Origin of the sequence: Faecalicatena orotica, assembly GCF_003149245.1 — a bacterium.
Lineage (GTDB): Bacteria > Bacillota > Clostridia > Lachnospirales > Lachnospiraceae > Faecalicatena_A > Faecalicatena_A orotica.
This window is the reverse complement of the sequence record NZ_QGDL01000011.1, coordinates 61,749-73,541: the sequence shown is the minus strand read 5'-3', so window position 1 is coordinate 73,541 and position 11,793 is coordinate 61,749. Positions and strand designations below refer to the sequence as shown.

General features: G+C 48.4%; 9 protein-coding genes. All 9 read left to right on the top strand.

Going from position 1 to position 11,793, the window contains the following annotated elements; all coding sequences use genetic code 11:
* Positions 1–11 precede the first annotated feature (11 nt).
* Positions 12–1,103 carry a BMP family ABC transporter substrate-binding protein gene (locus tag A8806_RS17500; protein ID WP_242996168.1) on the top strand — a complete coding sequence of 364 codons (1,092 nt, stop codon included), beginning with the start codon at positions 12–14 and terminating at the stop codon, positions 1,101–1,103.
* Positions 1,104–1,120: 17 nt separating this feature from the next.
* Positions 1,121–1,969 carry a nucleoside phosphorylase gene (locus tag A8806_RS17495; protein ID WP_109732451.1) on the top strand — a complete coding sequence of 283 codons (849 nt, stop codon included), beginning with the start codon at positions 1,121–1,123 and terminating at the stop codon, positions 1,967–1,969.
* 26 nt (positions 1,970–1,995) lie between these two features.
* Entirely contained in the window at positions 1,996–3,528 is a 1,533-nt protein-coding gene (locus A8806_RS17490; RefSeq protein ID WP_109732450.1) for an ABC transporter ATP-binding protein, read from the top strand.
* Complete coding sequence (locus tag A8806_RS17485) at positions 3,518–4,603, top strand: ABC transporter permease (RefSeq protein ID WP_181368766.1); 1,086 nt, start codon at positions 3,518–3,520, stop codon at positions 4,601–4,603. Before A8806_RS17490 ends, A8806_RS17485 begins: the two co-directional genes overlap by 11 nt.
* A gap of 1 nt (position 4,604) precedes the next feature.
* A complete protein-coding gene (locus tag A8806_RS17480; RefSeq protein WP_109732448.1) occupies positions 4,605–5,549 on the top strand; it encodes an ABC transporter permease in 945 nt (314 codons plus the stop codon).
* Positions 5,546–7,543 (top strand): transketolase, encoded by a 1,998-nt coding sequence (gene tkt / locus A8806_RS17475; protein WP_109732447.1) that lies wholly within the window; start codon positions 5,546–5,548, stop codon positions 7,541–7,543. The genes A8806_RS17480 and tkt overlap by 4 nt, the downstream gene beginning before the upstream one ends.
* 101 nt (positions 7,544–7,644) lie before the next feature.
* Complete coding sequence (locus A8806_RS17470; RefSeq protein ID WP_109732446.1) at positions 7,645–8,424, top strand: DeoR/GlpR family DNA-binding transcription regulator; 780 nt, start codon at positions 7,645–7,647, stop codon at positions 8,422–8,424.
* A 172-nt stretch (positions 8,425–8,596) separates the two neighbouring features.
* Positions 8,597–10,690, top strand: a complete 2,094-nt coding sequence (argF, locus tag A8806_RS27055) for an ornithine carbamoyltransferase (protein WP_109732445.1) — start codon at positions 8,597–8,599, stop codon at positions 10,688–10,690.
* A 69-nt stretch (positions 10,691–10,759) separates the two neighbouring features.
* Entirely contained in the window at positions 10,760–11,740 is a 981-nt protein-coding gene (locus tag A8806_RS17460; RefSeq protein ID WP_109732444.1) for a biotin--[acetyl-CoA-carboxylase] ligase, read from the top strand.
* Positions 11,741–11,793: the final 53 nt, after the last annotated feature.

Sequence of the window (11,793 nt, the reverse complement as noted above, 5' to 3'; positions counted from 1 at the left end):
GGAAATTATTTATGAAAAAAAGAGTTTTGGCAGTTATGCTTGCAGCAGTGATGGTGGTTGGACTTGTAGCAGGGTGTGCAAAGAAATCTGAGCCGGCTTCTTCCGACAAAGGAAAAGACGACGGGGAAAAACAGTTGAAGGTTGCCCTTGTAGTAAACCAGAAGTTTGGTGACAAGGCTTCTATGGATGACCTCGCAAAAGGTGCCGACCAGGCGGCAGAGGATTTTGGCGTTGAGATCAAGAAGCTGGAGTCAGCAGAAGCTTCTAAGTTTGAAGAAGATGTGCGTGCAATGTCTAAGGCCGGATACGATTTGATTGTAACAACCTATGGATACATGACGGATGCGACAAAACTTGTCTCAAAAGAATATCCTGATACGAAATATGCAGCCATTTTCCAGACAATCAATGATGGCAGCGAGAAGTATGAGAACGTGTGGGATACAGAATTTCATGGTGAAGGAGCATTTTACCTTGGCGGATATATTGCCGGAAAACTTACGAAATCCAATCATGTAGGCTTCGTGGTAGGTGCAGAAGAGCCGACTCCGAATGCAGAAGGCAATGGTTTCATGATGGGTGTAAAAGCGGCAAATCCGGATGCCACAGTGGAATTCTCCTATGTAGGCAGTTATGAAGACCCGGCTAAGGCAAAAGAGATTACAAGCGCTATGATTTCAAAAGGCTGTGACGTCATCCAGGCAGATTCAGGGGCTTCCAATGCAGGTGTGGTTGAGGCATCTAAGGATGCAGGCATCCTGTGTGCAGGCGAAATCAGTGACTATTACGACACATACGAAGGATTCTACGGTATCGAAGGCATCGGCTTTGGCGATACAGTATATAAAGCGATTGAAATGTTAAAGAATGGGGAATACCCGGGCGGAGAGCACGGAATCCGTGACCTGACGAATGGCGGATATTTTATGGACTGGGATTCTTTCAACAGATTCGCAGATGGTAATGCAGAGTATAAAGATGTCATGAAGGCAGCAATTGAAGAAGCACAAAAGATGGAAGAACAGATCAAGGACGGTTCTCTGGAAGTTCCATTTAATACAGATGTACCGAACTGGGATAAAATCAAAGCTTCAGCAGAATAAAAGGAGAATCAGTCATTATGAAAGAAAGCATAAATAAAGCATCAGCTCCGAAGGCCGAAAATGAAGGCGTATATCATCTTCAGTTAAAACCGGGGGATGTCCCCCCTTACGTGATCCTTCCGGGGGCTCCGGAGAGGACTGTGAAAATAGCGAAGAACTGGGACGATGTTAAGGAAGTGGCATCTTACCGGGAGTATAAAACAGTGACCGGAAAATATAAGGGTATGGATATGGCATGTACGTCTACAGGCATTGGCGGACCGAGTTCTGAGATCTGCCTCCACGAACTGAACACACTGGGCGTTCATACCTGTATCCGTGTGGGCACGACAGGCTGTATCGTACCGCAGTTTGACCTCGGCGACCTGATTATCCCGGTTGCCTGTGTCCGAAAGGACGGAACATCCGCAACGTATGTGGAACCGGAGTTCCCGGCATTTGCAAATACCTATGTTGTCATGGCCCTGATGGAGGCCTGTGAACGGCTTGGATTCCGCTATGGACTGGGTCTGGATTACACGGTCGGGTCTTTTTATATCGGACAGGGCCGCCCGCTGAACGAGGACGGAAGCGGTTACTGGCCGTCCTTCGCGGAGAAGATTATTCCGGACCTGCAGACTGCAGGCGTGACGAATATCGAGATGGAGACATCCGGGCAGTATGTTGTAGGCTATCTGCATGAAATGAGGATGGGTGCAATTCTATCGGTTATTTCCAACAGGGTGTTAGACCGCTGGGGAGATAATGGCGGAGAAGAAAAGGCGTGCCTGGCAGCGGCAGAAGCTATGAAGATACTGAAAGAATGGGATGAAACTGGTGAAGTAAAACTGAGCGTTAAGAAAAATCGTATCTGTACTAAAGCATAGCAGATAAGCAGAAAAGGAAGGATATTATGGCAGTAGCGGTTGAAATGTTGAATATATCGAAATTCTTTCCCGGTGTAGTGGCGAATGATAACGTTTCTTTAAGCGTAGGTGAGGGGGAGATACTTGGACTGATCGGCGAGAACGGTGCCGGAAAATCTACAATGATGAATATGCTGTATGGAATGATGGAGCCGGATCTCGGTGTAATAAAGCTCTTTGGAAAAGAGGTCCGTATCCAGTCCCCGAATATGGCGATTAAACTGGGAATCGGAATGGTACATCAGCATTTCATGCTGATGCCGAACTTAAGTGTTTTACAAAACATTATCTTAGGGAAAGCACCAACTAAAAAAGGCCTGATTGACACAAAAGAGGCAAAAGAAAAGATTCGGGAGATCATGGATACATATGATCTCCCGGTGGATCTGGACGAGAAGGTATACCAGCTTTCCGTTGGGGAAAAACAGAGGGTTGAAATCATCAAGGCGCTGTACAGAGAGGCGAAGGTGCTGATTCTCGACGAGCCTACGGCGGTACTGACACCAACAGAGACGGATAAGCTTCTGGATGTACTCCGTCTCCTGAAATCAAAGGGATGTGCCATTATTTTTATCACACATAAGCTCCGTGAAGTGATGGCCATCACCGATAAAATCGTTGTCATGAGAAAGGGGCTCGTCACTGGAAGTCTGGATACTTCGGAGGCGAATACAGAAGGGCTTTCCGACATGATGGTGGGAAGGAAGGTAAATCTGGAGATTGACCGTAAGCCCTACCAGCCCGGCGAAGATGTTCTGGAGGTTAAGGATATCCATGCTCTGAACCAGAGAGGCCTGCCGGCATTAAACGGAGTCAGCTTCCATGTTTCAAGAGGGGAAGTTGTGGGAATCGCAGGCGTCGAAGGGAACGGGCAGACAGAACTGATTGAAGCAGTATCAGGGATGCTGAAGCCTACAGGCGGACAGATTATTTTCAAAGGGCAGGATGTTACCGCCCGGAATGTGCGCCAGAGGCGGGAGAGCGGCATGTCCCACATCCCGGAGGACAGGCTGAAAATGGGAAGTGCGGTAAACTGTACCATCAGGGATAACCTGATTCTGAACAGGTACTATCAGAAACCATACTGCAAGTCAGGTATCCTCGATAATAAAAAGCTCCATGCCTTGTCAGAGGAGCTATGTAAGAATTTCGACGTAAAGACGCCGGATTCTGATTATAAGCTGGGAACACTTTCCGGCGGAAACATGCAGAAGGTCATCTTTGCACGTGAGATGGAAGCTGACCCGGACCTGTTGATTGCGGCGCAGCCGACAAGAGGGGTTGATATTGGCGCGATAGAATCAATCCACCACAAGATCATTGAAGTACGCGATTCCAACAGGGGTGTCCTGCTGGTCAGTGCGGAGCTGGATGAGATCCTTTCCCTTTCTGACAGGATTCTGGTTATGTATGAAGGAGAAATCATGGCAGAATTCAAACGCGGGGAAGCAGATGAGAGAACGATTGCTGTTTACATGACAGGAGCAAAGAGACAAGGCGGTGATGACGATGAAAAATAAAGATAACAACAGAATATTATCCGCAGTGGGTGTTGTGGGAAAACAAGTTGGCCTGATTGTCATTGCACTGATCCTTGCAACGATCTTCCTGGCCGTATCCGGCTATGAGCCGCTGGCGATCGTAAATGGTATATTTGAGGGACTTACCCTTGATATTGCAGGTACTATCCGCTGGGCTACCCCGTTAATCCTCGCCGGGCTTGCAATCTGTGTGACTTACAAGGCGGAAGTTTTTAACCTTGGTGTGGACGGGCAGCTGTATATGGGTGCCGCGGCGGCGACAGCAGTAGCGGTGAATATCCCGAAATCAATGAACCATGTGGCTGCGCTCGTTCTTGTATTTTTAGCGGCTATGGCAGCAGGGGCGCTGTTTGCAATGATTCCGGCCCTGATGAAGGTATATCTGAACACGAACGAAGTTGTTTCCACACTGCTTTTGAACTTTATCGCGGCTCTGTACGTGGAATATCTCGTAACCGGTCCTTTACGTGATCCGGAAGCCGGGACGAACTTAAATGCCAGTGCCATATTAAATGAAAACACATGGCTCCCGCGTATCTCTTATTTTGAGCCATCCTCGGCAAACATTGGTTTTTACATAGCAATTATCGTAATGCTTGTTCTCGCATTCGTTTTCTTTAGGACGGCATTCGGACACGAGATTAAAGTGGTCGGCTCGAATCCTGTTCTGGCAAAATACTCCGGTATGAAGCCGAAGAAGACGATCCTTCAGGTTATGGCGATGAGTGGTGCAATTGCAGGAATTGTCGGGGCTGTAGAGGTTACGGCGGTCCAGCACAGACTTCTGGCAGGGTTTAACCCGGATTTCGGGTTTGACGGTATCGTTGTGTCCCTGCTGGCAAACAATAACCCGATCGGTGTGCTGTTCTCCGGTATCTTCTTTGGTGCATTGAAGAACGGCGGAATCAACATGGAACGTATCACGGATGTACCGTCCGCAGTAACTGACATTGTAACAGCGATCATATTCATAACAATCAGTGCCAAGTTTGTACTTCCAAGGTTAAAGAGAAAAGCGGCCGGGAAGAAACAGGCAAGTGAAGGAGGTAAATAGGATGAACATAGCGGTTATTTCTGACACACTGGCATCTATGATAAGAATTGCCACTCCTTTAATGCTCATGGCATTGGGCGGTCTTTTGTGCCAGCGGGCGGGTGTCTTCAACATTGCATTGGAAGGTTTCTCTCTGGTAGGCGCATTTGCGGCAGTCGCAGTGGTACAGTTTACCGGTGGTAATGTCTGGGCGGGACTCATCGGCGCGATGCTGGTCGGGGCGTTGTACAGTGCACTCTTTGCTTTATTTGTTACGAAATTTAAAGCCGATAATATCATTGCCAGTATCGCCATGAACATGCTGGGCGCGGGCCTGACTTCCTACCTGCTGCGGGCCATGTTCGAAGTGCAGGGGGCATACAGCCCGGACAAGATCCATAAGCTGAATATGATCCACATTCCTGTTATTAAAGATATCCCGATCCTGAACTGTATAAGCGGGCAGAGTATTGTGACTTATTTTGCAATCTTTCTTGTTGTTGTCATTTACATTATGCTCTTCAAGACAAAGATGGGCTTAAGTATCTGTGCAGTCGGGGAATCCGAAGTGGCAGCTAAGACGGCGGGCATCAAACCGGCGCTGGTGAAATGGCAGGTCATACTGATTTCAGGTGCACTGTCAGGACTTGCGGGTGCATACTTATCCACAATTTCAGTCTCACAGTTTTCAGAAGACATGATTCAGGGACGAGGCTTCAATGCATTTACGGCACTCGTTTTTGGAAATGCACACCCGGTCTTCTCTTCACTCGTCACACTGCTTTTTGGACTCGCAGACGCTGTCGGAATCAGGATAGAACTGGTAGGCATGAATATTTCGCCGTCAATTATTAAGATGTTCCCGTTCCTGTTCGCGATTTTTGCACTTGCGATCAGTTCTTATACGACAAAGCTGAAGGTGAAAGGTGTGATCGGACATAAAAAGAAAAAGGAGAAAACAGCATGAATAAGCAATTAGAGACTTTGGCAGTGAATGCAGTCCGCATCTTATCCGCGGATATGGTGCAGAAAGCAAATTCAGGGCATCCGGGGCTCCCGTTAGGGGCGGCTCCGATTGCATATGAGGTCTGGGCGCACCAGATGGACCATAATCCGGCGGACCCGGAATGGATCAATCGTGACAGGTTTATACTGTCGGCGGGGCATGGTTCCTCCATGCTGTATTCTCTGCTGCATTTATTCGGATATGGGGGGCTTGGGACTGAAGACCTGAAGAATTTCCGCCAGTTAGGTTCCCTGACCCCGGGACACCCCGAATATGGACATACAACAGGTGTGGAGGCGACAACAGGACCGCTGGGCGCCGGACTCGGGATGGCAGTCGGAATGGCGATAGCGGAGAAACATCTGGCTGCGAAATTCAACAGGGAAGGATACCCGGTCTTCGACCATTATACATACGCATTGTGCGGGGACGGCTGCCTGATGGAAGGGATTTCTTCCGAGGCCATGTCTCTGGCAGGTACGTGCGGCCTTGGGAAACTGATCGTCCTGTATGATTCAAATTCGATTACAATCGAGGGAAGTACCGGGATCGCTTTTACGGAAGATGTGGAAAAGCGTTTCGAGGCGTTTGGGTTCCAGATACTTACAGTGGAAGACGGGAACGACACGGAGGCAATCGGAAAAGCGGTTGCACAGGCAAAGGCTGATAAGGAAAGGCCTTCCTTTATTAAAATCACGACAAAAATCGGGTATGGCGTCCCTGCAAAAGAGGGCAGGGCGAGTGCACACGGCGAGCCGCTCGGAGAGGAAAATGTAAAAATCCTCAGGGAGTCGTTAGGATGGCCCGAACAGGAGGCATTTGCGGTACCCCAGGAAGTTTATGAACACTACAGCACTCTGGCGCGCAGCGGGGCTGCGAAGGAATATTTCTGGCAGCAGATGTTTGAAGAATATGGAAGAAAGTATCCTGAACTGAAAGCAGGACTGGATGCCTATTATGATGAAGAAGCTCCGCTTAAACTGCTGGATGACGAAGAATTCTGGGCAAGAACCGGCAAAGCGGAGGCTACAAGGAGCATTTCCGGAAAGGTATTGAATGTTATAAAAGACCGGATGCCGAACCTGATCGGTGGTTCCGCAGATCTGGGGCCGTCGAATAAAACTGTTATGAACGGGGAGCCTGATTTCTCGAGAACATGTCCGGAGGGAAGAAATATGCATTACGGGGTCAGAGAATTAGGAATGACGGCCGTGGCAAATGGAATCCTGCTGCACGGAGGGCTGCGCACTTATGCCGCGACATTCTTTGTGTTCTCAGACTATATGAAACCAATGCTGCGCCTGTCTTCCCTGATGGGGCTGCCAATGATTTCCGTTCTGACCCATGACAGTATTGGGGTCGGGGAGGATGGCCCGACCCACGAGCCGGTTGAGCAGCTGACCATGCTGAGGTCCCTCCCGAATATGCATGTGTTCAGGCCGGCCGATGAGATGGAGACGAAGGCGGCATGGTATTCGGCCCTGACATCACTTAAGACGCCGACCTGCCTCGTTCTTTCCAGACAAAACCTTCCTGTATTAAAGGACAGCGGGAAAGAAGCACTGCGAGGGGGATATATCCTGAAGAAGGAATCCTCTGACACGGCAGATATCCTGTTCATAGCGACAGGGTCAGAGACAGGCGTTGCACTGGAGGCTGCCTTAAAGCTGGAGGAGGAAGGAATTTCCGCCAGAGTAGTAAGCATGCCGTGTCTGGATGTATTCGAGGAACAGGACAAAGCCTATCAGGAGTCCGTACTTCCGAAGAATGTAAGAAACCGTGCCGTTGTCGAAGCTGGCAGCAGTGTATCCTGGGGAAAGTATATCGGCATAGACGGATGCTATATTACAATGGATGAATTCGGGGCTTCCGCACCGGCGGGCCAGTTATTCGAAAAATATGGATTTACGGCTGATGCAGTAGTTAAACGTGTGCGGGAGTGTTTCGCGTTATAAATAGTTATTGAGGTATTTCACGAGTTTCGTATTTATGTTATAATGATCTTGGTGTTATAACGCATTCTCGGCGGGAGATTGTAGAGTGAGAGGTATTTCTTTTGAGTAAAAAAGAGGATAGATTAAATAAGTTGGTAGAAATATTAAAAAAGCAGAATGGTGCCACGATCCGTGATCTTGCACAGATGCTGGATGTGTCCGAGATGACTGTGCGCAGGGATATGGATACACTCAAAGCAAAGAATGTGATATTAGACATTCCGGGTGCGGCAGTCTTGAACACCCAGTATACATATGAAGTGGAAGATGATGCGTATCAGCTCTCTATGGCGACCCGCTCACATACAAAAGAGAAGGAGCGCATCGGGAAGTTTGCTTCTTCGCTGATTCAGCAGGACGACTGCGTGATCATTGATAATGGCTCTACGGTGGAATATCTGGCGGACAATATCGCGAAGGATACGAAGATGACGGTGTTTACATGCAATCTGAATATCCTGAACAGGATATGCAACAACCCCAATATCTCTATCATTTTCGGCGGCGGTTACTACCATCCGGATACGACGTTATTTGAATCCGCGGAGAATATTACGCTGATTAAGAATATCCGGGCCACTAAGGTTTTCGCGTCGGCGGCGGGGGTCCATGATACGATGGGGGTTACCTGCATGAATAATTATGAACTGGAGATCAAGCAGACGATCATCCAGTCGGGAGCAGAGAAGATACTGCTCGTGGATTCCAGCAAGTTCGGGGTGATTAAGCCGTGCTTTGTGACGGATCTGGATATCTTTGACAGAATCATTACAGATACAAACCTTTCAGAAGACTGGGTGCAGCTGATCCGGGAGAAGGGGATACGTCTGGATATGGTCTAATGCTCGTACTTGGCGGGGTATTTTCGAGCCTGGTAAGACATACACCTGAATTCTTAGCGAGGATCTGGCAGATGCCAGGTCCTTGTTATCGTTATTGTATTCTATTTGCTTGGAATAGAAGTTGCATTTTTATACCAGAATATAGTATACTATCATAAATCGAGGTGAGCGTATGGAAGTATTACTGGATCTGTCTAAGGAATATGGAATTGTACTGGATGGAGGGGGCGCCAGGGGTGCCTACCAGATTGGTGCATGGAAGGCGCTGAAGGAAGCCGGGGTAAAGATCAATGCCGTTGCAGGAACGTCTGTTGGAGCGCTGAACGGTGCCCTGATCTGTATGGATGATGTCGAAAATGCAGAGAAGATCTGGAGTGAGATGACATTTTCCAAGGTTATGGATGTGGATGATGGCTGGATGGAGCGGCTGTTCAGCCATGAGAATAAGTTTACGGAAGTCATCGCAGAGATCTGGAAGACCCTGTCAGACGGCGGTGTGGATGTGACGCCCCTGCGTGAGCTGATTCATGAAGTCATCGATGAAGAGAAGATTCGTGCATCGGGGAAGGAGTTCTGCCTCCTGACCTTTTCACTGACAGACTTTAAGGAACTGGACCTGAGTCTGGAGGATATCCCGGAGGGGATGCTGGAGGATTTTCTGCTTGCCAGTGCATACCTTCTTGGTTTCAAGAATGAAAAGCTGCACGGCAAACGGTATATAGATGGCGGTGTCGTGAATAATGTACCGCTGAAGTCACTGGTGCGCCGGGGATACTCAGACATCATAGAGATCCGCATTTACGGGCCGGGCCGGGAACCGAGGGTGAAGATGCCTGATGACAGTGAGAAGTACCATATCGGGCCGCGGGTTGGTCTGGGAAGTATCATTGAGTTTGACAGCAGGAGAAGCCGCCAGAATATGAAGATCGGGTACTTCGATGCAAAGAGGATGCTGTACGGGCTGGAGGGATTTATTTATTATCTGGCATGTACCCATGACGAAGTATGGTTTGAAGAACGGTTTTCAGATATCAGTGAGATAGAAAAGGCGGAGATGGCGTTTATCTTGAAGCTGCCGCCGACATTTACCGGAAAAGAGTTATATATGGCGATGCTGGAAGCCAGCGCGAAGCAGCTGCGGATTCCAAAGTACCAGATATATACAGTGGATGAATTATTTGACCTGACAGCGAAGAGATATGAGGAACTGGCGGACAAGATTCACCTGCCCAGATTTACACACGTACTAATGAACATAGGAAGGGAAAATGAGATGAATTTAAAAGGAAGAAATTTTTTGACACTGAAAGACTTTACACCGGAAGAAATTACTTATCTGCTTGACCTTGCTGCAGACCTGAAAGGAAAGAAGAAAAACGGAGTGCCTGTAGACCATTACAAGGGAAAGAACATTGCCCTGATCTTTGAGAAGACAAGCACAAGGACCCGCTGTGCATTTGAGGTTGCCGCACATGACATGGGAATGGGAAGCACATATCTTGATCCAAGCGGTTCCCAGATCGGCAAGAAAGAGAGCATCCGGGATACGGCAAGAGTATTAGGAAGAATGTATGACGGAATTGAGTACCGCGGATTTGGCCAGGAGGTCGTAGAAGAACTGGCAAAATACGCAGGCGTGCCTGTGTGGAATGGCCTGACAAATGAATACCACCCGACCCAGATGCTGGCGGACCTTTTAACGATCCGTGAACATTTCGGAAGACTGAAAGGCATTAAATTAGTATACATGGGGGATGCAAGATACAACATGGGCAATTCCCTTATGATTGCATGTGCAAAGATGGGAATGCATTTTGTGGCATGCACCACGGCAGAATACTTCCCGAATCAGGAACTGGTCGACACCTGCAAAGGCTATGCAGCAGAATCAGGTGCGACAATCACCCTGACAGAAGATGTTGACGCAGGGACAAAAGGTGCGGATGTCATCTATACGGATGTATGGGTATCAATGGGCGAGCCGGATGAAGTCTGGGAAAAGAGAATCAAAGAATTATCACCATACAAAGTAACAAAAGAAGTTATGGAGAACGCTGGCGACGGAGCGATCTTCCTCCACTGCCTGCCCGCATTCCACGACTTAGAGACAAAGATCGGTAAAGAGATGGGTGAGCGTTTCGGCGTGAATGATATGGAAGTAACGGACGAAGTATTCGAATCCGTGCAGTCAAAAGTCTTCGATGAAGCAGAGAACCGTATGCATACAATCAAGGCAGTCATGGTGGCAACATTAGGCGAATTTTAAGAATATTCAGAAAACGGAGGGCAAAGGGGTCAGACCCCTTTGCCAATCGTTTGAATTTGGGGTGAAGTTTTGAAGGCGGAAATATTGAAAATGCTGCGTGAAAGTGACGACTATGTCTCAGGCCAGCAGATATGTGAGAAGTTTGGTGTCTCCCGCACCGCAGTGTGGAAGGCAGTCAACCAGCTGAAAGAAGAAGGCTATGAAGTCGAGGCCGTGCGCAACAGAGGGTACCATATTATAGACAGCCCGGATGTGATCACGCTTGAGGAACTGACGAGTCAGATTGATACCGTCTGGGCAGGAAAACAGGTATATTATTATAATGAAACTGACTCCACGAACATCAGGGCAAAACAGCTGGGGGAGGAAGGTGCACCGCACGGAACACTTGCAGTGGCGGACCAGCAGAATGCAGGCCGGGGCAGGCGCGGCAGGGGATGGGAATCTCCAAAAGGCTGCAGTATCTACATGTCAATTCTGCTGCGCCCGGAAATACCGCCTGTAAAAGCACCGATGCTGACACTCGTCATGGCATTAAGTGTAGCCGAAGGCCTGAAAGAAAGCACGGAGCTCGATGTCGAGATCAAATGGCCGAATGATATTGTACTGAACGGGAAAAAGCTGGTGGGAATCCTGACGGAAATGAGTACAGAGATTGATTACATCAATCACGTTGTAATTGGAGTAGGGATCAATGTCAATATGACAGGGCTTCCCAAAGAGTTAAGTGAAAAAGCAACATCTCTGCGGCTGGAAACAGGGCGGATCGTAAAGAGGAGCCCGATCATTGCGGCAGTCATGAGAAGTTTTGAAAAAAACTACAGCCTTTTTCTGGAAACACAGGATTTGGAAAAGATGCAGGAAGAGTACAACAGCCTGCTTGTAAATAGAGAAAAAGAAGTTAGAATCCTCGGGGCAAAGGAACAGTATAATGCATATGCCCTCGGGGTGAATAAGGAAGGCGAACTGCTGGTCCGCCGCGGGGATGGAACAACAGAAGCAGTCTTCGCCGGAGAAGTATCGGTAAGAGGCGTGTACGGTTATGTGTAGCCGGCAGTTGAATAGATGAATTGGGTCAGACCCCTTTAAACTCATTGAAGAAA

Bases quoted from the DNA above. Each gene is read 5' to 3' on its own strand.
- A8806_RS17500 (WP_242996168.1), top strand. From the start codon at position 12: ATGAAAAAAAGAGTTTTGGCAGTTATGCTTGCAGCAGTGATGGTGGTT.
- A8806_RS17495 (WP_109732451.1), top strand. From the start codon at position 1,121: ATGAAAGAAAGCATAAATAAAGCATCAGCTCCGAAGGCCGAAAATGAA.
- A8806_RS17490 (WP_109732450.1), top strand. From the start codon at position 1,996: ATGGCAGTAGCGGTTGAAATGTTGAATATATCGAAATTCTTTCCCGGT.
- A8806_RS17485 (WP_181368766.1), top strand. From the start codon at position 3,518: ATGAAAAATAAAGATAACAACAGAATATTATCCGCAGTGGGTGTTGTG.
- A8806_RS17480 (WP_109732448.1), top strand. From the start codon at position 4,605: ATGAACATAGCGGTTATTTCTGACACACTGGCATCTATGATAAGAATT.
- tkt (WP_109732447.1), top strand. From the start codon at position 5,546: ATGAATAAGCAATTAGAGACTTTGGCAGTGAATGCAGTCCGCATCTTA.
- argF (WP_109732445.1), top strand. From the start codon at position 8,597: ATGGAAGTATTACTGGATCTGTCTAAGGAATATGGAATTGTACTGGAT.